Annotated in this window: 26 protein-coding genes and 1 tRNA gene; 19 read left to right on the top strand and 8 right to left on the bottom strand. The window is 63.5% G+C overall.

Going from position 1 to position 24,543, the window contains the following annotated elements; all coding sequences use genetic code 11:
• The 4 genes from HDG32_RS12365 to HDG32_RS12350 form a co-directional block, all read right to left on the bottom strand.
• Positions 1-882 carry a DUF4743 domain-containing protein gene (locus HDG32_RS12365; RefSeq protein ID WP_184067055.1) on the bottom strand — a complete coding sequence of 294 codons (882 nt, stop codon included), beginning with the start codon at positions 880-882 and terminating at the stop codon, positions 1-3.
• Between the two features lie 73 nt (positions 883-955).
• Positions 956-1,570, bottom strand: a complete 615-nt coding sequence (locus HDG32_RS12360) for a LysE family translocator (protein ID WP_184067052.1) — start codon at positions 1,568-1,570, stop codon at positions 956-958.
• A gap of 172 nt (positions 1,571-1,742) precedes the next feature.
• Positions 1,743-2,309, bottom strand: a complete 567-nt coding sequence (locus tag HDG32_RS12355) for an adenine phosphoribosyltransferase (RefSeq protein ID WP_184067049.1) — start codon at positions 2,307-2,309, stop codon at positions 1,743-1,745.
• 81 nt (positions 2,310-2,390) lie between these two features.
• Entirely contained in the window at positions 2,391-4,388 is a 1,998-nt protein-coding gene (locus tag HDG32_RS12350; RefSeq protein WP_184067447.1) for a cation:proton antiporter, read from the bottom strand.
• Between the two features lie 206 nt (positions 4,389-4,594).
• Between HDG32_RS12350 and kdsD the strand changes: the two genes are divergently transcribed.
• From kdsD to HDG32_RS12295, 11 genes are all read left to right on the top strand, one after another.
• A complete protein-coding gene (gene kdsD / locus HDG32_RS12345) occupies positions 4,595-5,578 on the top strand; it encodes an arabinose 5-phosphate isomerase KdsD (protein ID WP_090802947.1) in 984 nt (327 codons plus the stop codon).
• Positions 5,578-6,138, top strand: coding sequence for an HAD family hydrolase (locus HDG32_RS12340; RefSeq protein ID WP_184026959.1), 561 nt, complete (start codon positions 5,578-5,580; stop codon positions 6,136-6,138). Before kdsD ends, HDG32_RS12340 begins: the two co-directional genes overlap by 1 nt.
• Positions 6,135-6,722 (top strand): LPS export ABC transporter periplasmic protein LptC, encoded by a 588-nt coding sequence (gene lptC, locus HDG32_RS12335; protein WP_184067046.1) that lies wholly within the window; start codon positions 6,135-6,137, stop codon positions 6,720-6,722. The genes HDG32_RS12340 and lptC overlap by 4 nt, the downstream gene beginning before the upstream one ends.
• A gap of 39 nt (positions 6,723-6,761) precedes the next feature.
• Positions 6,762-7,433 carry a lipopolysaccharide transport periplasmic protein LptA gene (gene lptA / locus HDG32_RS12330; RefSeq protein ID WP_090802944.1) on the top strand — a complete coding sequence of 224 codons (672 nt, stop codon included), beginning with the start codon at positions 6,762-6,764 and terminating at the stop codon, positions 7,431-7,433.
• A 17-nt stretch (positions 7,434-7,450) separates the two neighbouring features.
• On the top strand, positions 7,451-8,227 hold the full coding sequence (gene lptB, locus HDG32_RS12325) for an LPS export ABC transporter ATP-binding protein (protein WP_090805577.1): 777 nt from the start codon (positions 7,451-7,453) through the stop codon (positions 8,225-8,227).
• Positions 8,228-8,416: 189 nt separating this feature from the next.
• Complete coding sequence (locus HDG32_RS12320; RefSeq protein ID WP_184067444.1) at positions 8,417-9,934, top strand: RNA polymerase factor sigma-54; 1,518 nt, start codon at positions 8,417-8,419, stop codon at positions 9,932-9,934.
• Positions 9,935-10,104: 170 nt separating this feature from the next.
• Complete coding sequence (hpf, locus tag HDG32_RS12315; protein WP_027199628.1) at positions 10,105-10,461, top strand: ribosome hibernation-promoting factor, HPF/YfiA family; 357 nt, start codon at positions 10,105-10,107, stop codon at positions 10,459-10,461.
• 342 nt (positions 10,462-10,803) lie between these two features.
• Positions 10,804-11,319 carry a PTS sugar transporter subunit IIA gene (locus HDG32_RS12310; RefSeq protein WP_184026940.1) on the top strand — a complete coding sequence of 172 codons (516 nt, stop codon included), beginning with the start codon at positions 10,804-10,806 and terminating at the stop codon, positions 11,317-11,319.
• 80 nt (positions 11,320-11,399) lie between these two features.
• The gene (gene hprK, locus HDG32_RS12305; protein WP_008921706.1) at positions 11,400-12,368 is read left to right on the top strand and encodes an HPr(Ser) kinase/phosphatase; all 969 of its coding nucleotides are present in this window, start codon (positions 11,400-11,402) and stop codon (positions 12,366-12,368) included.
• 98 nt (positions 12,369-12,466) lie between these two features.
• Positions 12,467-13,360 (top strand): RNase adapter RapZ, encoded by an 894-nt coding sequence (gene rapZ / locus HDG32_RS12300; protein ID WP_041734268.1) that lies wholly within the window; start codon positions 12,467-12,469, stop codon positions 13,358-13,360.
• A 39-nt stretch (positions 13,361-13,399) separates the two neighbouring features.
• A complete protein-coding gene (locus HDG32_RS12295; protein WP_184067043.1) occupies positions 13,400-14,035 on the top strand; it encodes an LON peptidase substrate-binding domain-containing protein in 636 nt (211 codons plus the stop codon).
• A gap of 68 nt (positions 14,036-14,103) precedes the next feature.
• Here HDG32_RS12295 and mutY read toward each other — a convergent pair whose 3' ends face one another.
• A complete protein-coding gene (mutY, locus tag HDG32_RS12290) occupies positions 14,104-15,237 on the bottom strand; it encodes an A/G-specific adenine glycosylase (RefSeq protein WP_184067041.1) in 1,134 nt (377 codons plus the stop codon).
• Positions 15,238-15,244: 7 nt separating this feature from the next.
• The gene (mutM, locus tag HDG32_RS12285) at positions 15,245-16,075 is read right to left on the bottom strand and encodes a bifunctional DNA-formamidopyrimidine glycosylase/DNA-(apurinic or apyrimidinic site) lyase (RefSeq protein ID WP_184067039.1); all 831 of its coding nucleotides are present in this window, start codon (positions 16,073-16,075) and stop codon (positions 15,245-15,247) included.
• A gap of 87 nt (positions 16,076-16,162) precedes the next feature.
• Here mutM and HDG32_RS12280 point away from each other — a divergent pair, with 87 nt between their 5' ends.
• From HDG32_RS12280 to hisC, 8 genes are all read left to right on the top strand, one after another.
• Positions 16,163-18,004: a tetratricopeptide repeat protein gene (locus HDG32_RS12280; protein WP_184067037.1), complete on the top strand. Its 1,842-nt coding sequence runs from the start codon at positions 16,163-16,165 to the stop codon at positions 18,002-18,004.
• Positions 18,004-18,636, top strand: a complete 633-nt coding sequence (gene lolB, locus HDG32_RS12275) for a lipoprotein insertase outer membrane protein LolB (protein ID WP_090802938.1) — start codon at positions 18,004-18,006, stop codon at positions 18,634-18,636. The genes HDG32_RS12280 and lolB overlap by 1 nt, the downstream gene beginning before the upstream one ends.
• A gap of 90 nt (positions 18,637-18,726) precedes the next feature.
• Complete coding sequence (gene ispE / locus HDG32_RS12270; protein WP_184067035.1) at positions 18,727-19,608, top strand: 4-(cytidine 5'-diphospho)-2-C-methyl-D-erythritol kinase; 882 nt, start codon at positions 18,727-18,729, stop codon at positions 19,606-19,608.
• 52 nt (positions 19,609-19,660) lie between these two features.
• Positions 19,661-19,737, top strand: a tRNA-Gln gene (locus tag HDG32_RS12265).
• Positions 19,738-19,799: 62 nt separating this feature from the next.
• Positions 19,800-20,756, top strand: a complete 957-nt coding sequence (locus HDG32_RS12260; RefSeq protein WP_008921698.1) for a ribose-phosphate pyrophosphokinase — start codon at positions 19,800-19,802, stop codon at positions 20,754-20,756.
• A gap of 163 nt (positions 20,757-20,919) precedes the next feature.
• Positions 20,920-21,537, top strand: coding sequence for a 50S ribosomal protein L25/general stress protein Ctc (locus HDG32_RS12255; protein ID WP_184067033.1), 618 nt, complete (start codon positions 20,920-20,922; stop codon positions 21,535-21,537).
• Between the two features lie 148 nt (positions 21,538-21,685).
• Positions 21,686-22,291: an aminoacyl-tRNA hydrolase gene (pth, locus tag HDG32_RS12250; protein WP_090802935.1), complete on the top strand. Its 606-nt coding sequence runs from the start codon at positions 21,686-21,688 to the stop codon at positions 22,289-22,291.
• Positions 22,292-22,341: 50 nt separating this feature from the next.
• The gene (gene hisC / locus HDG32_RS12245; protein ID WP_184067031.1) at positions 22,342-23,421 is read left to right on the top strand and encodes a histidinol-phosphate transaminase; all 1,080 of its coding nucleotides are present in this window, start codon (positions 22,342-22,344) and stop codon (positions 23,419-23,421) included.
• 78 nt (positions 23,422-23,499) lie between these two features.
• On the opposite strand, the gene HDG32_RS12240 is transcribed toward hisC, so the two are convergent.
• Both HDG32_RS12240 and HDG32_RS12235 read right to left on the bottom strand, forming a co-directional pair.
• A complete protein-coding gene (locus HDG32_RS12240) occupies positions 23,500-23,757 on the bottom strand; it encodes a YfhL family 4Fe-4S dicluster ferredoxin (protein ID WP_090802933.1) in 258 nt (85 codons plus the stop codon).
• A 33-nt stretch (positions 23,758-23,790) separates the two neighbouring features.
• Positions 23,791-24,489 (bottom strand): hypothetical protein, encoded by a 699-nt coding sequence (locus tag HDG32_RS12235; RefSeq protein WP_260336439.1) that lies wholly within the window; start codon positions 24,487-24,489, stop codon positions 23,791-23,793.
• Positions 24,490-24,543: the final 54 nt, after the last annotated feature.

Genomic DNA, 24,543 nt, shown 5'->3' with positions numbered 1-24,543 from the left:
CTAGGCCAGCGCCGGCGGCGCGAACAGCGCGTCGATGCCCTCGCACGCGTCCTCGTCGATCCAGCGGCGGCGCAGCAGGCAATCGAGCGTCGCGAGGCTGGCATCGACGGTCAGCGCGCCTTCCTCGATCCAGCGCGCGACTTCGTCGATGCGCGCGAGCCGGTGTTCACCCACTTCGCCGTCCTGGTTGCGCGGCGCGAAGTCGGCGGGCAGCGCGAGGTCGTAGATGAAAATCTGCTCGGCCTGCGTGCCTTCCGGCAGCGATTGCAGCACGTGCGCGGTGCGGCCCGCGACCGCGCTCGCCGCGATCTGCGCCGGAATGCCCGCCTCTTCCCAGCACTCCTTGACGATCGTCTCGGCGATGCCGAAGCCCCAGCCGATCCCGCCTGCGACGACGTTGTCGAGCATGCCGGGGTCGGTCGCCTTGGTGTCGCTGCGGCGCGCGATCCACAATTGCGGCGCCCCACTAAAGGGCGCACCGCCAAAGGGCGCTCCGCCATCCGCATATTCTACGACGCCGTTCAGATGCACCGCGTAGGTCATCGTGCCGAAGAAGCGCGACGCCGCGCGCTCGATATACGCGAGCGGCGGCGCGTCGAACGCATTGCGGATCGCGTACGTCTCGTTGCGCCAGCCGGGGATGCGACCATCGGCGGCGAGCGCGCCGATCACGGAAGCGAGCGCCGCGCTGCGCAGATCGACGGTATCGAACGTGGCGGAGAGCGTCACGCCGTCGTTCGCCATCTCGAACACGTCGGGCCAGCGCGCGAGCAGCGGCAGGTCGCGCTCGCGAATCCACCCGACCTGTTCGGCGCCGATCAGAAACGGCCGATGCGCGTTCGCGTCGAAGCGGCGCGCGGCGGTGATGCAGGGCAAAGTCATCGGAAAACTCCAAACTGTCCGCCGTGGTGGCGAACCGGGGCAAAGCAGAAGCGGGCGGATGGCGTGACGAGCCTCAGTCGCGCAAGGCGACGCGAATCCCGATCGCGATGAACGTCGCGCCGGCCACGCGATCGAGCCACAGGCCCACGCGCGGCCGCCGTCTGAGCCAGCCGCCGATGATCCCCGCGCACACGCCGAATAGCGAAAACACCACGACGGTCTGCAGCATGAACAGCGCGCCGAGCTCCAGCATCTGCACGGTGACGCTCTGCGCGCCGTCCGGCTGCACGAACTGCGGCAGAAACACGACGAAGAACAGCGTGACCTTCGGATTCATCAGATTGCCGAGCACGCTCTGGCGAAACACCGTCGAAAGCGGCTGCGGCGCACGCTCGTGCGCGGTCGCGAGGCCCTGGCTGCGCAGCGCCTTGATGCCGATCCACACCAGATACGCGGCGCCGGCGAGCTTGATCGCTTCGAACGCGAGCGGCGACGAGCGCAGCAGCGCGGCGACGCCGAGCGCCGCGAGTGTCGTATGAAACGTGATGCCGGCGGCAAAGCCGAGCGCGGCGATCAGGCCGGCCGCGCGGCCCTGCGAGATGCCGCGCGCGAGCACCTGCAGATTGTCCGGGCCGGGCGCCACGGTGATCGCGATCGAGGTGGCAAGAAACAGCAGGAAGTTGGGCATCGTGGTGGCCTTCTGGTTGGGCGACTGGTGAACCCTGATGGGTGAGCGATATCGTTGAGCCCGGTTGGTTTTGCCCGGCCAACGGGGCTTGTGCGGCTCATGCGACTTTAGCCGCTGGTACGGCGGGAAACGCTAGCGCGCGTCACGGCACGCGCCGTGACTACCTCCCAGTTCAATGACCGTCGAAACTCGTCACGGTATAGAGCGCAAGACCGCCCTCGCCCAGCAGCTTCGAGCCGCCCAGCTCCGGCAGATCGACGATCGCCGCGCCTTCCACGACGACCGCGCCGAGCCGCTCGAGCAGCAGTTTGCCGGCCATCATCGTGCCGCCGGTCGCGATCAGATCGTCGATGATCACGACGCGGTCGCCCGGCTCGCACGCATCCTCGTGAATCTCGACGGTCGCGGTACCGTATTCCAGTTCATACGATTGCGAGATCCGCTTGTACGGCAGCTTGCCCGCCTTGCGAATCGGGATGAAGCCAACGCTCAACTCATGGGCGACGATCGGCCCGATGATGAAGCCGCGCGCATCGAGCCCGGCAATGTAGTCGAGCCTCGCGTCGATATAGCGCTGCACGAACAGGTCGATCAGCACACGCAGCGACTTCGGCTCGCGCAGCAGCGGCGTGATGTCGCGGAACTGCACGCCCGGCTGCGGCCAGTCGGGCACCGTGCGAATGTGACTTCTGATGTAGTCGGCCGCATCGAGCGGCGCGCTCGCGAGCGCCTTGGACATGATGTCTCCGGATGGACCTCGACAGGTCCGGTGAAAAGCTTGAATCAGGGTCGCCCGCCAGAACGGGCCCGGCTCACGGGTTCAGGCCGCGGCGGCGCGGCGATGCTTCGACAGCCGCTCCTCGGCTTGCGCCAGTTGTTCGGGCAGACCGCGCAGCACCACGATGTCGCTCGCGCGCAGTTTCGTCGACGGGTCCGGTTCGACGCCGCGGATGCCGTGCCGGCGGATCGCGGTCACTTCGACACCGAGTTCGTACAGGCCCACCTCGGCGAGCGTACGGCCCACCGCGTCGGCGCTCTCGTCGACCGGCACCGATTGTAGCCGCACCTGCTCGTGGCCGTCGTCGTCGTCGATGTCGTCGGCGCCGTGGAAATAGCCGCGCAACAGCGAATAGCGTTCGTCGCGCATCTCCTCGACGCGCCGCACCACGCGCCGCATCGGCACACCCATCACGACGAGCGTATGCGACGCGAGCATCAGGCTGCCCTCGACGATCTCCGGAATCACCTCCGTCGCGCCGGCGGCGAGCAGTTTCTCCAGATCGGCATCGTCGACGGTGCGCACGATGACCGGCAGCGTCGGCTCCATCTCGTGAATGTTGTGCAGCACGCGCAGTGCCGACGGCGTGTTCGCGTAGGTGATCGCGATCGCGGCCGCGCGATGCAGGCCGGCGGCCAGCAGCGACTCGCGCCGCCCCGCGTCGCCGAACACGACCGATTCGCCGGCTGCCGCGGCCGCCGCGACACGGTCGGGATCGAGATCGAGCGCGACATACGAGAGCCCTTCATGCTCGAGCATGCGTGCGAGGTTCTGCCCGGCGCGGCCGTAGCCGCAGATGATTACGTGGCCGCTCTGCTTCAGGCTTTGCGTGGCGATGCGCGTCATCTGCAACGACTGCATCATCCATTCGGTCGACGACAGCCGCAGCACGACACGGTCCGCGTTCTGGATCATGAACGGCGCGGCGAGCATCGACAGCAGCATCGCGGCGAGAATCGCCTGCAACAGCGTCGCGTCGACGAGATGTCGGTCGAGAATCAGGTTCAGCAGCACGAAGCCGAACTCGCCCGCCTGCGCGAGACCGATACCGGTACGCATCGCGACGCCCGGCGTCGCGCCGAAGAGCCGCGCAAGGCCGGTGATCATGATCAATTTCAGCAGCACCGGGCCGAGGAAAAAGGCCAGCACGACGAGCGGATGCTCCCAGATCACGCGCGGATTGAGCAGCATGCCGGTGGTCACGAAGAAGAGCCCGAGCAGCACGTCGCGAAACGGCTTGATGTCCTCTTCGACCTGATGCCGATACGGCGTCTCGGCGATCAGCATGCCGGCGATGAACGCGCCGAGCGCGAGCGACAGCCCGAATTTGTCGGTGATGAACGCGGCGCCGAGCGTCACCAGCAGCAGATTGAGGACGAACAGCTCCTGCGAGCGGCGCCGCGCGACGACGTTGAACCAGCGCGTCATGAAGCGCTGCCCGACGATCAGCAGCAGCGCGAGGGCCACGACGATCTTGATCGCCGCGACGCCCAGCGCGCTGACCAGATTCTCCGAGCGGCCGCCGAGCGCCGAAATGATGATCAACAGCGGCACCACCGCGAGATCCTGAAACAGCAGCACGCCGAAGATATTACGGCCGTGCTCGGTTTCGATTTCGAGCCGCTCCGCGAGCATCTTGCTGACGATTGCCGTCGACGACATCGCCAGCGCGCCGCCCAGCGCGACGCTCGCCTGCCACGTGATATGCACCCAACGCTCGAGCACGAAGCCGAGCGACACGGCCACCGCGACCGTGCCGATCACCTGCAGCAAGCCGAGTCCGAACACGAGCCGGCGCATCGTGCGCAGCTTGGCGAGCGAAAACTCGAGCCCGATCGAGAACATCAGGAACACGACGCCGAATTCCGCGAGATTCTGCGCTCCCGCCGAATCGGGAATCAGCCCGAACGCATGCGGCCCGACGACGATGCCGACCGTCAGGTAGCCGAGCATCGGCGGCAGATTCAGGAAGCGAAAGATCACCACGCCCGCCACCGATGCCAGCAGCAGAAACAGCGTCATTTCGAGCGGGGAAATCATCGGCAAAAACGCATGGGTGAAGCGTCCTCGTTCGTCAGCGGAACCGCGCACGAGAACGCCGTGCGAGATGATTGATTGGGCCGGCAAAAAAGCTGCAAACAGGCGGCAAAGCAGCTGAAAAAGGGATTGTCGACAGGCCGATGCAGACAGCGGCTCGGCACAGCAGGCCCGGCGCGGCGAACAGGCGCCTTTGCTATACTCCGCGAATGATAGCGAAAATCAATGGCGACAGGGCACTCACGCTTGCTCGCGACGTACTCGACATCGAAGCGGACGCCGTGCGCGCGCTTCGCGACCAGCTCGACGGCAGTTTCGTCGGCGCGGTCGATTTCATCCTGGGTTGCCGTGGACGCGTGGTCGTCTCCGGCATCGGTAAATCCGGCCACGTGGCCCGCAAGCTTGCGGCCACGCTGGCAAGCACCGGCACACCCGCGTTCTTCGTGCATCCGGCGGAAGCAAGCCACGGCGACCTCGGCATGGTCACCGCCGACGACGTATTTCTCGCGCTGTCCAATTCGGGCGAAACCGAGGAGCTGATGGCGATCCTGCCGCTCATCAAGCGGATCGGCGCGAAGCTGATCGCGATGACGGGCCGTCCTGGCTCAAGCCTCGCGCAACTCGCGGATGTGCATCTGAATTCCGGCGTCGCGAAGGAAGCCTGTCCGATGAATCTCGCGCCCACCGCCAGCACCACCGCCGCGCTCGCGCTCGGCGATGCGCTCGCGGTCGCGGTGCTCGACGCGCGCGGCTTCGGCCGCGACGACTTCGCGCGCTCGCATCCGGGCGGCGCGCTCGGCCGACGCCTGCTCACCTACGTGCGCGACGTCATGCGCACCGGCGACCAGTTGCCGCAGGTCACACCTGAGGCAACCGTCAGCGATGCCCTCTTCCAACTGACCGCGAAGCGCATGGGCATGACCTCGGTCGTCGACCGCGAGGGCCGTGTGACGGGCATCTTCACCGACGGCGACCTGCGCCGCGTGCTCGAACGCGACGGCGATTTCCGCCAGTTGCCGATCGCCTCGGTGATGACCGCGGGCCCGCGCACGATCGGGCCGGATCATCTCGCGGTCGAAGCCGTGGAACTGATGGAGCGTTATCGTATCAATCAGATGCTGGTCGTCGACGAAACGGGCAAGCTGATCGGCGCGCTCAACATGCACGACCTGTTTTCGAAGAAGGTGATCTGATGGCCGTTGCTCCCCCTACCGCTACCGAACGCGCAAGCCGCGTGAAGCTGATGATTTTCGACGTCGACGGCGTACTGACCGACGGCGGCCTGCTGTTCACGGCGGAAGGCGACACGATGAAAGGCTTCAACTCGATGGACGGCCACGGCATGAAGCTGCTGCGCCAGGCCGGCATCGAAACGGCGCTCATCACCGGGCGCAAGTCCGGCATCGTGGCCGCGCGGGCGAAAGAAATGAACATCGCGCATGTCTACCAGGGCGTGCAGGACAAGCCACAGGCGTTCGCCGACCTGCTGCGGCAAACCGGCCTCACCGCCGAGGACTGCGGCTACATGGGCGACGACTGGGTCGATCTCGCGGTGATGCTGCGCGTCGGCTTCGCGGCCGCGCCGGCCAATTCGCATCCCGAAGTGATCGCGCGCGCCCACTGGGTCAGCGAGGCGCGCGGCGGTTACGGCGCGGCGCGCGAAGTGTGCGACACGCTGCTGCGTGCCCAGCACAAATATGAAGCACTGCTCGCGGCGGCGTGCAGCGGCGAGCAACGGGGCCTCGTGGGATGAACCAGTTTCGCCTGACTTCGCTGATCCCGCTCATCGCGATGGCGGCGCTCGCCGGCATCACGTGGTGGCTGCTGCAAGCCACGTTGCCGCGCAAGACCGACGACGAGGTGCGCCCGAAGGAACACACGCCGGACTACTTCGCCGACAACTTTTCGGTGTCCGAGCTCGACCAGTCAGGCGCGACGCAGTACCGGCTGACCGCGCAGTCGCTGGTCCATTACGAGGACGACGAAATGAGCGACCTCGTCAAGCCGGCGATGCGTGCGTTCCAGCCCGGCAAGCCGATCGTCACCGCGACCGGCGACACGGGCACGGTCAACGCGGATGCGTCGATCGTCAATCTGTACCAGAACGCGCGCATCCTGCGCGCGCCCGGCGACGGCGATCCGCAGATGCAGGCCGATTCCGAGCATTTCAGGGTCCTCGTCAACGACGATGTGATCGAGACTGAAAAGCCAGTTAAACTTCAGCGCGGCATGTCCGTGATGACTGCCAGCGGCATGAAATACAACAATGTCACCCGGTTTATGCAACTGTTCGGCAATGTAAGAGGCGCAATCGCCGCGTCCGATTCCGGCCACTAAGCCAACGCATACCGGGTAATCCATTCCAGGCGTGACTGCATGAACGAATCGCACCCCCGTTTTGATACCGGCCGTTCGCGCGCGCTGTCCGCGTGCCGCGCCGCACTTGCTGCGCTCGTCGTCGCGCTGCCGCTCGTCGGCTTCGCGCCGCTTGCGCACGCGGACCGCGCCGACAAAGACAAGCCGCTTAACATCGAAGCGGACAACATGACTTACGACGACCTGCGGCAGGTCAGCATCTTCACCGGCCACGTGGTGGCCACCAAAGGGACGATCCTGATCAAGGCCGATCGCGTCGAAGTGTCGCAAGACCCGCAGGGCTACCAATTCGCGACCGGCACCTCGAGCGGCGGCAATCTGTCGTATTTCCGCCAGAAGCGCGAAGGGCTCGACGAATACATCGAGGGTACGGCGATCCGTATCGACTACGACGGCAAGCAGGATCTGACCACGCTGACCACCAACGCGACGGTGCGCCGCCTGCAGGGCATGACGACGCTGCTCGACCAGGTGCACGGTAGCGTGATCACCTACGACGGCCAGAACGACTTCTACACCGCGAAGTCAGGCAAGGACGTCGCAGGTCCGGGCAACCCGACCGGCCGCGTGCGCGCGATGCTGTCGCCGCGCAACGCCGGCGCCGCGCCGCTGACCGGCGCGTCGGCCACGCTCACGCCGTCCAACTCGATCCAGGGAGCGCCGAACCAGTGAGCACCATGAGCAGCACCATCGCGCCCCTCCCCCATCGGAAGCCGGCCGGCACCAGCAGTTCGCTGGTCGTGCGCAATCTGAAGAAGCGCTATGGCTCGCGCACGGTCGTCAAGGACGTGTCGCTCGACGTGAAGAGCGGCGAAGTGGTCGGCCTGCTCGGCCCGAACGGCGCCGGCAAGACCACGTCGTTCTACATGATCGTCGGCCTCGTGCCGCTCGACGCCGGCGAAATCGATCTGGACGGCAAGTCGATCAGCCTGCTGCCCATTCACAAACGCGCATCGCTCGGCCTGTCATATCTGCCGCAGGAAGCGTCGGTGTTCCGTAAGTTGAGCGTCGAGCAGAATATTCGCGCGGTGCTGGAATTGCAGCACGACGAAAACGGCAAGCGCCTCGGCAAAGACGTGATCACGTCACGCACCGAAGCGCTGCTCGACGAGCTTCAGATCGCGCATCTGCGTGAAAATCCGGCGCTGTCGCTGTCGGGCGGCGAGCGTCGTCGGGTTGAAATTGCGCGCGCGCTGGCAACCAATCCGAGCTTCATTCTGCTCGACGAACCGTTCGCCGGCGTCGACCCGATCGCGGTGCTGGAAATCCAGAAAATCGTCAAGTTCTTGAAGCAGCGCAATATCGGCGTCCTGATCACCGACCACAACGTGCGCGAAACGCTAGGTATCTGCGATCACGCGTACATCATCAGCGACGGCAGCGTGCTGGCCGCCGGCGCGCCTAGCGACATCATCGAAAACGAAAGCGTGCGGCGCGTCTATCTGGGCGAGCACTTCCGCATGTAAGCACGTACGGCGTCCCCGGCCACGCGAGCGCGCGCGGCCGCGGCGCCATTTTTGCGGCACCCGCACATTCGTTGTCAGGCGGCGCAGGGTGGCGCCACGCGGCGCGCCAAATTGGGCGTACCCAAAAATTGCGAGTGCCGCAAGGTATCGCGGTCGTGGCAAACTCTCTACAATGAATCTCAACTTGCCATGAAAGCCAGCCTCCAACTCCGCCTATCGCAGCATCTTGCGCTCACGCCGCAACTGCAACAGTCCATCCGGCTGCTTCAGTTATCGACGCTCGAACTGCAGCAGGAAGTCGCCATGGCGATCTCGCAGAATCCTCTCCTCGAAAACGAAGACGAGTGGATCGCGAGCCCGTTGCGGGTGGCAGCCGACGGTTCCTTGATCGCCCAGACACCGGGCTCCTCGGCGCCGGCCGATCCGATGGCCGGCAACGGTTCGGCATCGTCCGAGGGCAACGGCGAGCGAGCCGAAAGCGGCGAGCCGCAGGGTGTCGACGAATACAATGGCCTTTCGGGCGACGGCGGCGGCGATACCTCGCAGTGGAACCTGGACGACTACGGCCGCTCCGGCAACGCGTCGGACGACGACGACCTGCCCCCGCTGCAAATCCACGAATCGAGCACGTCGCTGCGCGACCACCTGATGGCGCAACTGCGCGTCACCCAGGCGAGCCAGCGCGACCGCGCGCTCATCACGTTCCTGATCGAATCGCTGGACGACGACGGCTATCTCGCCGCCACGTTCGAAGAAGTGCTGGCCGACCTGCCCGAAGAACTCGAAGTCGACGTCGACGAACTGAACGCTGCGCTTGCGCTGCTGCATAGCTTCGACCCATCAGGTGTCGGCGCGCGCTCCGCGTCCGAATGTCTGAAGCTGCAGTTGCTGCGGCTCGAGCCATCGCCCACGCGCACGCTTGCGCTAGACATTGTCAGCCATTACCTGGAACTGCTCGCCGCGCGCGATTTCACGCGGCTACGCAAGCACCTTAAGGCCAGCGACGACGATCTGCGCGACGCGCATGTGCTGATCCGCTCGCTCGAACCATTTCCGGGCGCGGCCTACGGCAAGGCCGAAGCGGACTACGTGGTGCCCGACATCATGGTGCGCAAAACGGCACAGGGCTGGCTGGCGGAGCTGAATCCCGAGGTAGTGCCGAAGCTGCGGATTAACCATCTATACGCGAATATTCTGCGCAATAACCGCGGCGATCCGGGCAGCGGTTCGTTGCGCCAGCAACTGCAGGAAGCACGCTGGCTGATCAAAAATATCCAGCAGCGTTTCGAGACGATCCTGCGGGTTGCGCAGGCAATTGTCGAGCGTCAAAAGAGCTTTTTTGTGCACGGCGAAATTGCCATGCGCCCCTTGGTTTTGCGGGAAATAGCTGATACGCTGGGCCTACACGAGTCGACTGTCTCGCGTGTGACAACCGGCAAATACATGCTGACCCCATTCGGGACGCTGGAATTCAAGTACTTTTTCGGCTCACACGTTTCGACGGACACCGGCGGCGCGGCCTCCTCCACGGCCATTCGCGCGCTGATCAAACAACTGATAGGAGTGGAAAACCCGAAATCGCCACTTTCAGACAGTCGCATAGCCGAACTGCTGGCGGAACAGGGCTTCGTGGTCGCACGGCGTACCGTTGCGAAATACCGTGAGGCGCTCAAAATCCCGGCAGTCAACCTGCGCAAGTCTCTGTAGCCCGCCGCGTTTTGCAGCGGGCATTTACCGGCCGCTCCGCACCTGGCGGACAGGCCGGCCGCTGCGACCTGCCAGATGTCCGTCACCGGGGGGCGACACAGGCAAGCCGTCAGATCGACCGGACCTTTGTCATTGTGCGGACCAAGCGGCCATTAGCTTGGAGAAGCACTATGAATCTCAAGATCAGTGGACACCACCTCGAAGTAACGCCTGCGTTGCGCGAATACGTGATCACCAAACTGGACAGGGTGCTAAGACATTTCGATCAGGTCATCGACGGCAGTGTGGTCCTCTCGGTCGACAACCATAAGGAAAAGGACAAGCGTCAAAAGGTGGAAATCAACCTCCATCTGAAGGGTAAGGATATCTTCGTCGAGAGTTGTGACAGCGATTTGTACGCTGCAATCGATCTGATGATCGACAAGCTCGACAGGCAGGTGATACGCCACAAGGATCGTCTGCAAGGCCATCAGCACGAAGCGATCAAGTATCAGCCGGCGCCGCAACTGGACGTGCCGCCGCAATAGGAGAAATTAGAGGAAATTCCTCAATTCCCTTGAACTCGTCGAGCCGCCCGCGACCGGGCGGTTTTTCGTTTCAGCGCCCCGGTTCCCGCTCACCGGCGGTGCGTCTCGCCGAGGCCGACCCCAACCATTCCCGCAAAGGTTTGCGCAGCGCGACACGTGCCGCGGCGCAAGCGCTGAAAAACCTGATATGCATAGATGGCGCGCCGCACCATCGGCCGTCACCCTGTTCTATAATGTTCCAGTTACCATCGGGGTCAAGCCAGCTCTGATGAAGTACGGCCGATCGAAATCTAACGCTTTCGCGATCGACTCTGACCGTCCGTCTTCGCCAGCATCGAACGAATGGAACGTCACTCAACCGCCCCGGTGGGGAGAACTCAGGCCACGTTTTCGCCTGTCAAAATGAATCGTTTAGCCAAATTTCTTCCCCTCGAGAACGTCGTCATCGGACTATCGGTCACCAGCAAGAAACGCGTGTTCGAGCAAGCGGGCCTGATCTTCGAGAACCAGAACGGCATCGCCCGCAGTACCGTCACAGACAATCTTTTTGCGCGAGAACGACTCGGCTCGACCGGGCTCGGCGAAGGCGTCGCGATCCCGCATGGGCGGATCAAGGGCCTCAAGCAGCCGCTCGCCGCATTCGTCAGACTCGCCGAACCGATCCCCTTCGAAGCGCCGGACGGCCAGCCGGTCTCGCTGCTGATCTTCCTGCTCGTCCCCGAACAGGCCACTCAACAGCACCTCGAAATTCTCTCCGAGATCGCGCAATTGCTGTCCGATCGCGACGCCCGCGAGCGGCTGCACACTGAAGAAGAACGCGAATCGTTGCATCGCCTGCTTACTCAGTGGCAACCTTGATGCAACGGCGGCGGTAGTTCATACGCGCCCGCACACGCAGCAAAGACCCGGCAAGCGGCTCACACTGGAGTCACTGACTCATGGATACGTCCAGCATCAACGCCCAAAGCATTTTCGACGACAACGCCGCCATGCTGAAGCTCAGCTGGCTCACGGGGCATGAAGGCTGGGAGCGCGGCTTTTCTTCGGAATCGGTCGCCAATGCCACGTCGAGCGCCGACCTCGTCGGCCACCTGAACCTGATCCACCCCAACCGGATCCAGGTGCTCGGCGACGCTGAAATCGACTACTACAAACGTCAGACCGACGAAGACCGCTCGCGCCACATGGCCGAGTTGATCGCGCTGGAGCCGCCGTTTCTCGTCGTCGCGGGCGGAGTCGCGGCGCCGCCGGAGCTGGTGCTGCGCTGCACGCGCTCGTCGACGCCGCTGTTCACGACGCCGACCTCGGCGGCCGCGGTGATCGATAGTCTGCGTCTTTACATGTCGCGCATTCTCGCGCCGCGCGCGACGCTGCACGGCGTGTTTCTCGACATCCTCGGCATGGGCGTGTTGCTGACCGGCGACTCGGGCCTCGGCAAGAGCGAGCTCGGCCTCGAACTGATTAGCCGAGGCCACGGTCTCGTCGCCGACGACGCTGTCGACTTCGTGCGCCTCGGCCCGGACTTCGTCGAAGGACGCTGTCCGCCGCTGCTGCAGAACCTGCTCGAAGTGCGCGGCCTCGGTCTGCTCGACATCAAGACGATCTTCGGCGAAACGGCGGTGCGCCGCAAAATGAAACTGAAGCTGATCGTGCAACTGGTGCGCCGCCCCGACGGCGAATTCCAGCGGCTGCCGCTGGAAAGCCAGACCGTCGACGTGCTCGGCCTACCGATCAGCAAGGTGACGATCCAGGTGGCCGCCGGCCGCAACCTCGCGGTGCTGGTCGAAGCGGCCGTGCGCAACACGATTCTGCAGCTGCGCGGTATCGACACGCTGCGCGATTTCATGGATCGGCAACGTCTCGCCATGCAGGATCCCGATAGCCAGTTTCCCGGCAAGCTGATCTGAAGCCCGCCACAGCGCCATGAAGCGCCCGCAGAAGGCAGGCCGCGGGCACGCGCATGGAGGCCAGATGCTATGATGAAATCTACGCTTTCGACGACTCCATGCGCATAATCCTGATCACCGGTATCTCCGGCTCCGGCAAATCGGTTGCCCTGAACGCGCTCGAAGACGCGGGTTATTACTGCGTCGATAATCTGCCGCCGCGTTTCCTGCAGCAACTCGCCACCTACCTCGCCGCGGACGGCCAGGATCGTCTCGCGGTCGCGATCGACGCGCGCTCCGGTTCGTCGCTCGACGAAATGCCCGCGATGATCCGCGACCTCAAGCGCTCGCACGACGTGCGCGTGCTGTTCCTGAGTGCGAGCACGCAGTCGCTGATTCAACGCTTTTCCGAAACGCGTCGCCGCCATCCGCTGTCCGGCTCGCCCGCGCACGACGCGGACGTTGGCCTGCTCACGTCGCTCGCCGAAGCGATCGAACGCGAGCGCGAACTGGTCGCGGGACTTGCCGAATTCGGCCATCAGATCGACACGAGCAATCTGCGCGCGAACGTGCTGCGCGCATGGGTCAAGCGCTTCATCGAACAGGAGGACGCGGGGCTCGTGCTGATGTTCGAGTCGTTCGGCTTCAAGCGCGGCGTACCGCTCGACGCGGATTTCGTATTCGACGTACGCACGCTGCCGAACCCATACTACGATCATGAATTGAGGCCGCTCACCGGCCTCGACAAACCGGTCATGGATTTTCTCGATGCGCAGCCGGTCGTCCACGAGATGATCGACGACATCGAGAAGTATCTGTCCAAGTGGCTGCCGCATTTCCGCGACGACAATCGCAGCTACCTGACCGTCGCAATCGGTTGCACGGGCGGCCAGCACCGCTCGGTATTCATCGCGGAGACGCTTGCCGCGCGTCTCGCAACATCGGCGAATGTGATTGTGCGGCACCGCGATGCGCCGGTCGACGTCGGCGAATCATCGAAGCTGGTGGCTTAACCGGCCGCATCGCGCGGCCTTAACCCGAAGCGTTGCGCCATGTCCTCTACGCCTACTGTGTACGCCGATTTGCCGCTGTTTCCGCTGCATACGGTGCTATTTCCCGATGGCTTGCTGCCGCTCAAAATCTTCGAAGCGCGCTACCTCGACATGGCGCGCGACTGTCTGCGCGAAAAAACACCGTTCGGCGTTTGCATGCTGAAAAGCGGCGCCGAAGTCGCGCGCGAGGAAGAACCTTCGGTACCCGAAACGATCGGCTGTCTCGCCGAAATCGACGAGTGCGACGTCGAAGCATTCGGCATGCTGCTGATTCGCGCGCGCGGCACGACGCGCTTTCGTCTGTTATCGCATCGCGTCGAAGCGAGCGGTCTGCTGGTCGGCATGGCCGAGCCGCTCGCCGATGATCTCCCGCTCGAGGGCAATGAGCTATTGGCCAAATTCGGCGCGTGCGCGGAAGTGCTCGAGCGGATCATCGCAACGATCCGCGAACGCGATCCGGACAGCCTACCGTTCGCCGAGCCGTTCCGGCTCGACGATCCGTCGTGGGTGTCGAACCGTCTCGCCGAGGTGCTGCCAATCGCGTTGCGCGCACGGCAAAAGCTGATGGAATTAACCGATGCCGGCGCGCGCATCGACGTCGTGCATCACTACATGCAACAGCATCAGTTGCTGTGAAATCCTGAAGTCGTGAAGGCTGCCGCGCCGGACTCAAGTCGCCCGCTCAGCACCTCCGATCCATTCCGTTAGAGCAACGAACCATGCAGACTGGCGAGCAGCTTGCGTACCGGCGCCGGCACGCCGAACGAATCCAGATCGCTGAGCGCAACCCATGCGGTGTCCGCATCGTTGAGCGCGGCCAGGGCGCCGACACCGCGATCGAACTCCGCAAGCCGCGGTTCGATATCGAGCTTGAAATGCGTGAATACGTGTGAGAACGACGCGAGCGCGGACACTTCGCCGTCGCCGCCGAACGCGCGCGCCCGCTCGGCCAACGATGCTTCGTCGGCAGCTTCGGGCAGACTCCACAGACCACCCCAGATGCCCGACGGTGGACGCCGCTCGAGCATCACCGCATTGCCGTCGCGCAGCAGCAGCATCCACGTACGGCGTGTCGGCACCGCTTTCTTCGGGCGCGCGGTCGGCAATTCACGTTGACGTCCGGTGACGTTGGCAACGCAGTCCGGCGCGAACGGACAGCGCGAGCAATCGGGTTTGCCGCGCACGCACAATGTCGCGCCGAGATCCATCAAGCCCTGCGTGTACCCGCTGACCTCCGCGTTCGACGCATTCGACGGCAGCAGTGACTCCGCGAGCGTCCACATTGCGTTCTCGACTTTCTTCTCGCCCGGAAAGCCTTCGACGCCGAATACGCGCGCGAGCACGCGCTTCACGTTGCCGTCGAGAATCGTCGCGCGCGCGCCGAACGCGAACGACGCGATCGCCGCGGCCGTCGAGCGGCCAATGCCGGGCAACTCGGCGAGCTCATCGACCGACGCGGGAAACGCGCCGCCATGCTGCTCGACGACGACCTGCGCGCAGCGTTGCAGATTGCGCGCGCGCGTGTAGTAGCCGAGGCCGGCCCACAGCGCCATCACGTCATCGGACGGCGCGGCGGCGAGCGCGGCGACATCCGGGAAACGCGCGAGAAATTTCGCGTAGTACGGAATCACCGTCGACACCTGGGTCTGCTGCAGCATGATTTCGGACAGCCAGATGCGATACGGATCGCGCGTGTTCTGCCACGGCAGATCGTGGCGGCCGTGCTGGCGCTGCCACGCGACCAGCCGCGCGGAAAACTCGGGCATCGGCGCAAACGCGGGCGCGGTGTCGGACGCGCTGGAGCGCGCGCCGGTCGTTGGGGTCAGGCGGGAAGGCATCGAGAATCTAGCGCTGGCAAGTGGGACAGAAGTACGTGGAGCGTTGCCCCTGCACGATCTGTTTGATTGGCGTTCCACACACGCGGCATGGCAGGCCCGCGCGATCATAGACGAAGTAGTCGAGCTGAAAATAGCCGCTTTCGCCGTCGCTGCCGACGAAATCGCGCAGCGTGCTGCCGCCCCTGTCGATCGCGGCGGCGAGCGTCACGCGCACGGCATCGGCCAGCAGTTCATAACGCACGAGCGACACGCGGCCCGCCGCGGTGGTTGGCCGGATGCCCGCGCGAAACAGACTCTCCGACGCGTAGATATTGCCCACGCCGACCACGAGGTCCCCCGCCAGCAGCGCCTGCTTCACCGACACCTTGCGCCCGCGCGTCAACCGATGCATCAGCGCGCCCGAAAAAGCCGGCGAGAAAGGCTCGACGCCAAGGCTCGCGAGCAGCGGATGTTCGAGGATGTCGCCTGCTTCGCGCGGATGCCATAGCACCGCGCCGAAGCGGCGGGGATCACGATAGCGCAGGATAAAGTCGTCGAAGATCCAGTCGACATGATCGTGCTTCGCCGCGGCAGGCGGATGCGGCACATGACGCAGAACGCGCAACGTGCCCGTCATGCCGAGGTGGACGATGAACCACCCAGCGTCGATTTCGAACAGCAAATACTTGCCGCGTCGCTCGACTTTGCGCACCACGTGGCCGCGCAAGGTTTTCGCAAGGTCGGCCGGAATTGGCCAGCGCAGCGCGGCCGTCCGCACGTCGACGCGCTCAACCTTGCGCCCGGACACATACGGTTCGATCCCCCGTCGGGTAACCTCGACTTCTGGCAACTCTGGCATGGCTGATTGGTCTGCTACTTGCGTGAGTGGTTGTGCGCGTATTGTAGCGAGCGCGTTACAATCGACTGAAACATTGAACGGATTTCCATGAACGTGTCCTTCGTGAAGCTGCTATCAAAGCGCCGCGCGCGCGTGTCCAACGTGCCGCTCGCCGTGTCCGCTCGCCGGATGCTCGGTGCGGCCGTGCTCGGATTGTGGGCGCTGGCCGCCGTGCCCGCGCATGCGCAGGACCCGACGCCGGATTCCGACGACACGTCGGTCACGATGCCGGACCCGCTGGGTCCGGCAACACCTGAAGACGAAAAGTCGCTGCCCGGCGTGCCGCTGTCGAGCCAGATCGTCTTCCAGGTGCTGGCCGCCGAGATCGCGCTGCAGCGCGACCAGCCGGCACCGGCCTATCAGACCTACCTCGCGCTCGCGCGCGACACTCACGACCCGCGCATGGCGCAACGCGCCACCGAAATAGCGCTGGCGGCGCAGAGCCCGTCGGACGCGCTCGCCGCCGCGCAACTGTGGCAACAGTACGCGCCGAGTTCGGAACGCGCCGCCCAGCTCGACGCGTCGCTGCTCGTGCTGTCTGGCAGGCCCGACGATGCGTCGCCGATCCTGTCGCAAGAACTGGCGAAGGTACCCGAGGAAAATCGCGGCAGCGCGGTCCTCGCGCTGCAACTGCTGTTGTCGCGCGGCCCGAACCGCGTCGGTGGCCTGCACGTGTTGCAGGACCTGCTGAAGAACGACATGAACCGGCCGGAGGCGCAACTGGCCCTCGCGCGTCAGCAGCTGCTGGCCGACGACGCGCCGGGCGCGCACAAGTCGCTCGAGCAGGCGCTCACGATCAAGCCCGACTATCTGCCGGCGGCGTTGATGCTGTCGCAAATGGGTCCGGAGGAGCGCAAGGAAGGCATCGCGTCGCTCGAAAAGTACATGCAGCAGAATCCGAAATCGCATGACGCACGGCTCGCGCTTGCGCAGATGTATCTTGCCAGCGACCGTCTCGACGACGCGCAGAAGCAGTTCGAACTCATGCGCAAGGCAAACCCCAACGACTTGACACCGTTGATGGCGCTCGCGCTGATCAAGATCCAGCAGAAGAATCTCCCCGAAGCGCAGACGTATCTGATGCAGTACGCGCAGCAGGCCGAGAAGACGCCGGGTGTCGATGCGGGCCAGGCCTACATCTACCTCGCGCAGCTAGCGCTCGAACAGAAGAATGAGGCGGCCGCGAGCGACTGGCTGAACAAGATCTCGCCAGCGAGTCAACAATACCTGGCCGCGCAGATTACCCGCGCGCAACTGCTCGCGAAACAGGGCAAGACCGAGGAGGCGCGCCAGTTGCTCTCCAACTTGCAGACCTCCGATCCGCGTGATGTGGCGCTGATCGCGCGCACCGATGCGGCGATCCTGTTCGACGCGAAGCGCTACCCGGAGGCCGAAGCGCGTCTGCAGCAAGCCACGGCGAACTTTCCCGACGACCCCGACCTCACCTACGACTACGCGATGGCCGCCGAGAAAACCGGCCATTACGACATCATGGAAGCGCAGCTGCGCAAGCTGATCGAGACGCAGCCGGACAATCCGCAGGCGTATAACGCGCTCGGCTATTCGCTCGCAGATCGCAACCAGCGCCTGCCAGAGGCGGACAAGCTGGTCGAGAAGGCCTCGGCGCTCGCACCGAACGATGCGTTCATCATGGACAGCGTCGGCTGGGTCAAGTACCGGATGGGTAACACGGCCGATGCGATCAAGCTGCTGCGCAAGGCATACAGCCTCCAGCCGAACGCGGAAATCGGCGCGCACCTCGGCGAAGTGCTGTGGAAGGCCGGCGAGCAGGAACAGGCGCGCGCCGCGTTTCGCGAGGCTCGCAAGCTCGAACCCGACAACGAGACTCTCGTCAAAACGTTGCAACGTCTTCAGGTAAACAATCTTTGATGCGTCTTTCCCGTTTGATTTCTTTTTCCAGGGCGCCTCGCGGCAGCGCGGTTGGTTTCGCGGCGGCGGCGGTTGTCGCGCTGGCCGGCTGCGCGTCGGTGAAGCCGCAGGGGCCGTCCACGTCGAACGCCGCCACCGAAGTCACCGCGCAGACGAGCCGCTCGTATCAGGGCCGCTTCGCGATCCAATACAACGATCAGAACGGCCAGCAGCGCAACGCTTACGGCAATTTCTCGTGGCAGGAAACGGGCGACACCGTCACGCTGCAGTTGCGCAATCCGCTTGGCCAGACGCTGGCCATCGTGACTTCGTCGCCGGCTTCGGCCACGCTCGAATTGCCGAACCGCCAGCCGCTCACCGCCGATAACGTGTCGACGCTGATGCAGAACGCGCTCGGCTTCACGCTGCCGGTCGAAGGGTTGCGCTACTGGCTGCAACCGTCGCCGGCGCCGACTTCGCGCGCGAAGACCGAGAAGGATCCGGAGCAACCGTCGCGCCTGAAGCAGATCACCCAGGACGGCTGGACGATCGACTATGTGGCCTATGCCGATGCACCAGCCACCGGCGTGAAGCGCCTCAATCTGAGCCGCTCGGAGCCGCCACTCGACATCAAGCTCGTGCTGGATCAGTGAGTCGTTTCTTGCTGGGCCTTTTGTCCCAGCATCCGCTCACGTAACCTTGCTACCCGTTTGGCGCCACCGTGGCGCATGTAGCCTTCACTCATGATCGAAACAACCAATTCGCTGCGCGACTGTCTCGCGCCAGCGAAACTCAATCTCTTCCTGCACATCACCGGCCGTCGGCCGGATGGTTATCACACGCTGCAGACGGTCTTCCAGTTGCTTGACTGGGGCGACACGCTGCACTTCACGCGACGCGACGACGGTCTCATCACACGCCGCACCGACATCGCCGACGTGCCACCCGAGCATGACCTGACCGTACGCGCCGCGACGTTGCTGAAGGTACATACGGGCTCCCGCGAAGGCGTCGATATCGAAATCGACAAGCGCCTGCCGATGGGCGCGGGCCTCGGCGGCGGCAGTTCCGATGCGGCGACGACGCTGCTCGCGCTCAATCGCCTGTGGAAGCTCGATCTGCCACGTCAGGAGTTGCAGGATCTTGCGTTGAAACTCGGCGCGGACGTGCCTTTCTTCGTATTTGGAAAAAATGCGTTTGCAGAGGGTGTCGGAGAATCATTGGACGTTGTACAATTGCCGCCGCGTCACTTCCTGGTAGTGACGCCGAGGGTGCAGGTTCCGACTGCAGCGATTTTTTCCGAAAAAGCGTTGACAAGAGATACAAAGCCCCTCATAGTTACGGACTTTCCCGCAGAACTCAGCTGCAACACTGAGTGGCCAGAAAGCTTCGGCCGGAATGACATGCAGCAGGTTGTCGTAGGAAAGCACGCGGAAGTAGCGCAAGTGTTGCGGTGGTTTGAAAGCATCGCGCCAGCGCGGATGTCCGGATCGGGTGCCAGTGTTTTTGCAGCGTTCCGTAGCAAAGCTGAAGCAGAAGCGGCGCAAGCCAAACTGCCCGGCGAGTGGAACAGTGCAGTAGCAGCGGGCTTGGATCAGCATCCACTCTTTGCTTTCGCGTCATAAGTTTTGCATCGTCGAACGAAACTCCACGTTCGACGGAGCTCAAAGTTAGTGTAGGGGAGTCGCCAAGCTGGTTAAGGCACCGGATTTTGATTCCGGCATGCAAAGGTTCGAATCCTTTCTCCCCTGCCAAAAATTCTCGTAGTTCGCTGTAGTTCGCATTTCTCCCGCCCCCAGCCTGAAGTAGGTGCACGATGAGCAGCCATGACGGCCTGATGGTTTTTACTGGCAACGCAAATCCCGCGCTTGCACAGGAAGTCGTCAAAAACCTCGGTATTCCCCTCGGCAAAGCAATGGTTAGCCGTTTCTCGGACGGTGAAATCCAAGTCGAGATTCAGGAAAACGTGCGCGGCAAGGATGTCTTCGTCCTGCAATCCACGTGCGCGCCGACTAACGACAATCTGATGGAACTGATGATCATGGTCGATGCGCTCAAGCGCGCATCCGCAGGCCGGATCACCGCAGCCATCCCCTACTTCGGTTATGCCCGTCAGGATCGTCGCCCGCGTTCGGCGCGCGTCGCCATCTCGGCTAAGGTCGTGGCGAACATGCTGGAAATCGCCGGCGTCGAGCGGATCATCACGATGGATCTGCACGCCGACCAGATTCAAGGCTTCTTCGACATCCCGGTCGACAACATCTACGCAACGCCCGTGCTGCTCGGGGATCTGCGCAAGCAGAACTACGACAACCTGATGGTAGTTTCGCCGGACGTCGGCGGTGTGGTCCGCGCCCGTGCATTGGCGAAGCAACTCAATTGCGATCTCGCGATCATCGACAAGCGTCGCCCGAAGGCGAACGTCGCCGAAGTGATGAACATCATCGGTGAAGTCGAAGGCCGCACCTGCGTGATCATGGACGACATGGTCGACACGGCTGGCACGCTGTGCAAGGCCGCGCAGGTTCTGAAGGAACGCGGCGCGAAGCAGGTATTCGCGTACGCCACCCACCCGGTTCTGTCGGGCGGCGCGGGTGAGCGTATTGCCGCTTCCGCACTCGACGAACTCGTTGTCACGGACACGATTCCGCTCGGCGAAGAAGCCCGTTCGTGCGCGAAGATCCGTTCGCTGACGAGCGCCGGTTTGCTCGCCGAAACGTTCTCGCGCATCCGCCGCGGCGATTCGGTGATGTCGCTGTTCGCTGAGAGTTAAGCATTTGCGAAGACACCGCGTACCGCTTCATGCGACACGCGGCGTTTTTGCACAATCGGCATGAACGAACGAAGGTTCTTGCCGCTATCCTGGGCCTCAGCCATTACGGCTTCGAGGCCCTGTTTTTACTGCCTGGTCGCGGGCAGTGCATTGGAGATTCAACATGAAAGTAGTCGCTTTCGAGCGTTCCCTGCAAGGTACGGGTGCGAGCCGCCGCCTGCGTAACTCGGGCAAGACCCCGGGTATCGTTTATGGCGCCGGCGCTGACACGCAACTGATCGAACTCGATCACAACGCCCTGTGGCACGCGCTGAAGAAAGAAGTTTTCCACTCGTCGATCCTCGATCTGGAAGTGGCAGGCAAGTCGCAACAGGTTCTGCTGCGCGACGTGCAATACCACCCGTTCCGTCAGCTCGTGCTGCACGTGGACTTCCAGCGCGTCGACGCGACGAAGAAGCTGCACACCAAGGTGCCGCTGCACTTCTTGAACCAGGAAACCAACCCGGCAGTGAAGCTGTCGAGCGCGGTGATCTCGCACATCCTCAACGAAATCGAAATCGAGTGCTTGCCGTCGGCACTGCCGGAGTTCATCGAAGTCGACCTCGCGAAGATCGAAGCAGGTCAATCGGTTCACGCGAAGGACATCCCGTTGCCGGCAGGTGTGGCGCTCGTGGCCCACGTCGACGCGGAAAACCCGGTGGTCGCTGCTGCAACGATCCCGGCTGGCGCAATCGCTGAAGACGCTGCTGCTGCTGAAGGTGGCGAAGCGCCGGCTGCTTAAGAGCCTTCCGGTTCGAAGCAAGCAATCCTCTCGATCCGTTTCCTATGAAACGGTCGATGTGACCCGCCGAGGTTCGCCCTGGCGGGTTTTTTTTCGGCTTTTCTAGTCCGGTACGTTTCACTTCCGGACTTGGTGGACTCACGCAATCATGATCAAGCTGATCGTCGGGCTCGGCAATCCGGGCGCCGAATACACCGCGACGCGTCACAACGCCGGCTGCTGGCTGGTCGATCAACTCGCGCGCGAGGCCGGCACCGCGCTGCGCGACGAGCGGCGCTTTCACGGCTTTTACGCGAAAGCGCGGTTGCATGGCGAGGAAGTGCATCTGCTCGAGCCGCAAACCTACATGAACCGCTCTGGTCAATCGGTCGTCGCGCTCGCGCAATTCTTCAAGATTCTTCCCGACGAGATCCTCGTCGCGCACGACGAGCTCGACATGCCACCCGGCAGCGTCAAGCTGAAGCTCGGCGGCGGCAGCGGCGGGCATAATGGGCTGAAGGACATCAGCGCGCATCTGTCGTCGCAGCAATACTGGCGGCTGCGGATCGGCATCGGCCATCCGCGCGATCTGATTCCCGAAAGCGCGCGCGCCGGCGCGAAGCCGGACGTCGCGAACTATGTGCTGAAGCCGCCGCGGCGAGAAGAGCAGGAGGTCATCGACGCGTCGATCGAACGCGCGCTCGCGGTGATGCCGCAGATCATCAAGGGCGAGCTCGAACGCGCAATGATGCAACTGCATCGCAACAACAGCTGACGCGCGCCACACTCATCGACACCCGCAATCGGCCCCGCAAGGAGAATCGCTTGAGCCGCTACTGGAGCGACATCGTTCACCGTCTGACGCCGTACGTGCCGGGCGAGCAGCCCGCGCTCGCGCATCCGGTGAAGCTGAATACCAACGAGAATCCGTATCCGCCGTCGCCGCGCGTGCTAGACGCGATCCGCCGCGAGCTCGGCGACGCGGCCGACGCACTGCGCCGCTATCCCGATCCGAGCGCACGCAAGCTGCGCGAAACGGTCGCCGCCTATCACGGCATCCGCGCCGAGCAGGTGTTCGCGGGCAACGGCTCGGACGAGGTACTCGCGCTAACGTTCCAGGCCTTGCTCAAGCACGACAAGCCGCTGCTGTTTCCCGACATCACTTACAGCTTCTATCCGACCTACGCGAAGCTGTTCGAGGTCGACTACCGGACCATCCCCCTCGACGACAGCTTCGCGATCAACGTCGACGACTACACGGTGCCCAACAGCGGCATCCTGTTTCCGAATCCGAACGCGCCGACCGGCCGGCCGCTGCCGCTCGCGGTAATCGAACGCCTCGTCGCGAGCCATCCTGATTCGGTCGTGGTGATTGACGAAGCGTATGTCGACTTCGGCGCCGAGTCGGCGATTGCGCTGATCGCGCGCTATCCGAATCTGCTCGTCGTGCAGACCGTGTCGAAGTCGCGTTCGCTCGCCGGCATGCGCGTCGGCTTTGCGTTCGGCGATCCTGCGTTGATCGATGCGCTCAATCGCGTGAAGGACAGCTTCAATTCGTACCCGCTCGACCGCCTCGCGCAAGTCGCGGCCACCGCCGCCTACGAAGACGACGCGTGGTTTCGCGAATGCTGCGCGAAGGTGATCGCGAGCCGCGAACGGCTTGCGGCGGAATTGACCGCGTTCGGCTTCGAGGTGGTGCCATCGGCGGCGAATCTGCTGTTCGCGCGGCATGAGGGATACGACGCGGCGACGCTCGCGTCGCGGCTGCGGCAACAGGAAATTTTCGTGCGGCATTTCAACGCGCCGCGCATCGACCAGCATTTGCGGATCTCGGTCGGCACCGACGCCGAATGCGACATACTGCTCGACGCTTTGCGCGGCATTTTCAGCGCTTACGTCGGATAACGGAAACGCCGCCCCCAAAAGAAAACGGCGAAGGCCCGCAGGCCTTCGCCGTTTTCTTTTGCGCGTCTCCCGCAAACGTCAGGTGCCCTTGGCGGCCTGCAACGCGTGATATTTCGCCATCAAACCTTCGGGCGTTTCCAAGTGGTTCGGGTCACGCGGAATGCACTCGACCGGACACACCTGAATGCATTGCGGCTCGTCGAAATGACCGACGCACTCGGTGCACTTCTTCGGGTCGATCACATAGATTTCCGGGCCCATCGAAATCGCGTCGTTCGGGCACTCGGGCTCGCAGACGTCGCAATTGATGCACTCGTCGGTAATCATCAGGGCCATGCCGCCACCAACTTTGCTAGAGAAAACAATACATTATAGCTTTTTCGCCCCCGCACGGCCGTGCAATCCCACGCCGGGGTCATGGACGGCTGCGCTTCTCGGCCAGGTAGCCTTCGTCGCAAACTGGTTGGCGTATGCGCTGTTCAACGCCAACTGGATGCTGAACATGCCATTCGACACGCGGGAATTGCCGGGCTGTTTCGGCAACAGGGCCAGCAGTGCCTTCATCACATACAGGATGATTAGCGCGCCGGCCAGATCACCCACAAACATCGTGAAGAAGCTTTCGAACCAGTTCTTCGTCGTACCGGCCAGCGCGAACCACAGGTGGTGAAACAGCGTATTTGCTCCCGAATAGGCGACAGCCAGAACAAGCAGCCGCTTCGGCGTCAGGTTCGTCAGCGATGCGCGCAGATCGAAATACTCGAGCGCAAACCTGTAGACCAGATACGGTGCCAGTGACCCAAGCAAAGCGCCTGCTATTGCACGCACCGGGTCATGCGGAAACCAGTACAGAAAGTCTGTAATCAGTCCGGCAAGCAGCAGGCCGAGTGCACCATCGAACCCAACCAGCAACGTGCTGAGAAGCCGAACACCAGACGGCAGGAAAATCCAGTTGACGCCTCGCACGAAAGACGTGTGCGTAAACACCTCCTGATTGATCCACAGCGACGCCAGGAACGCGATCAGGGTCCCAGCGATCGACCAAAAATGCAAACGTAAGCTAGACATTGCGGTGAGCCATCCTCGGTTGCTTTTGCCGAATGCATCATAGCGTGCCCGTAT

The organism is Paraburkholderia sp. CI2 (genome assembly GCF_014201055.1).
GTDB lineage: Bacteria > Pseudomonadota > Gammaproteobacteria > Burkholderiales > Burkholderiaceae > Paraburkholderia > Paraburkholderia tuberum.
The sequence above is the reverse complement of the archived record's forward strand: the minus strand, read 5'-3'. Positions and strand labels throughout refer to the sequence as shown.

Coding starts and splice junctions, on each gene's coding strand:
- HDG32_RS12320 (WP_184067444.1), top strand. CDS start 8,417: ATGAAAGCCAGCCTCCAACTCCGCCTATCGCAGCATCTTGCGCTCACG.
- HDG32_RS12360 (WP_184067052.1), bottom strand. CDS start 1,570: ATGCCCAACTTCCTGCTGTTTCTTGCCACCTCGATCGCGATCACCGTG.
- HDG32_RS12295 (WP_184067043.1), top strand. CDS start 13,400: ATGTCCTCTACGCCTACTGTGTACGCCGATTTGCCGCTGTTTCCGCTG.
- lptC (WP_184067046.1), top strand. CDS start 6,135: ATGAACCAGTTTCGCCTGACTTCGCTGATCCCGCTCATCGCGATGGCG.
- hpf (WP_027199628.1), top strand. CDS start 10,105: ATGAATCTCAAGATCAGTGGACACCACCTCGAAGTAACGCCTGCGTTG.
- HDG32_RS12350 (WP_184067447.1), bottom strand. CDS start 4,388: ATGATTTCCCCGCTCGAAATGACGCTGTTTCTGCTGCTGGCATCGGTG.
- kdsD (WP_090802947.1), top strand. CDS start 4,595: ATGATAGCGAAAATCAATGGCGACAGGGCACTCACGCTTGCTCGCGAC.
- HDG32_RS12340 (WP_184026959.1), top strand. CDS start 5,578: ATGGCCGTTGCTCCCCCTACCGCTACCGAACGCGCAAGCCGCGTGAAG.
- hprK (WP_008921706.1), top strand. CDS start 11,400: ATGGATACGTCCAGCATCAACGCCCAAAGCATTTTCGACGACAACGCC.
- lptA (WP_090802944.1), top strand. CDS start 6,762: ATGAACGAATCGCACCCCCGTTTTGATACCGGCCGTTCGCGCGCGCTG.
- HDG32_RS12255 (WP_184067033.1), top strand. CDS start 20,920: ATGAAAGTAGTCGCTTTCGAGCGTTCCCTGCAAGGTACGGGTGCGAGC.
- HDG32_RS12240 (WP_090802933.1), bottom strand. CDS start 23,757: ATGGCCCTGATGATTACCGACGAGTGCATCAATTGCGACGTCTGCGAG.
- ispE (WP_184067035.1), top strand. CDS start 18,727: ATGATCGAAACAACCAATTCGCTGCGCGACTGTCTCGCGCCAGCGAAA.
- HDG32_RS12310 (WP_184026940.1), top strand. CDS start 10,804: ATGGAACGTCACTCAACCGCCCCGGTGGGGAGAACTCAGGCCACGTTT.
- rapZ (WP_041734268.1), top strand. CDS start 12,467: ATGCGCATAATCCTGATCACCGGTATCTCCGGCTCCGGCAAATCGGTT.
- mutY (WP_184067041.1), bottom strand. CDS start 15,237: ATGCCTTCCCGCCTGACCCCAACGACCGGCGCGCGCTCCAGCGCGTCC.
- lolB (WP_090802938.1), top strand. CDS start 18,004: ATGCGTCTTTCCCGTTTGATTTCTTTTTCCAGGGCGCCTCGCGGCAGC.
- HDG32_RS12235 (WP_260336439.1), bottom strand. CDS start 24,489: ATGTCTAGCTTACGTTTGCATTTTTGGTCGATCGCTGGGACCCTGATC.
- HDG32_RS12365 (WP_184067055.1), bottom strand. CDS start 882: ATGACTTTGCCCTGCATCACCGCCGCGCGCCGCTTCGACGCGAACGCG.
- HDG32_RS12260 (WP_008921698.1), top strand. CDS start 19,800: ATGAGCAGCCATGACGGCCTGATGGTTTTTACTGGCAACGCAAATCCC.
- HDG32_RS12355 (WP_184067049.1), bottom strand. CDS start 2,309: ATGTCCAAGGCGCTCGCGAGCGCGCCGCTCGATGCGGCCGACTACATC.
- mutM (WP_184067039.1), bottom strand. CDS start 16,075: ATGCCAGAGTTGCCAGAAGTCGAGGTTACCCGACGGGGGATCGAACCG.
- HDG32_RS12280 (WP_184067037.1), top strand. CDS start 16,163: ATGAACGTGTCCTTCGTGAAGCTGCTATCAAAGCGCCGCGCGCGCGTG.
- pth (WP_090802935.1), top strand. CDS start 21,686: ATGATCAAGCTGATCGTCGGGCTCGGCAATCCGGGCGCCGAATACACC.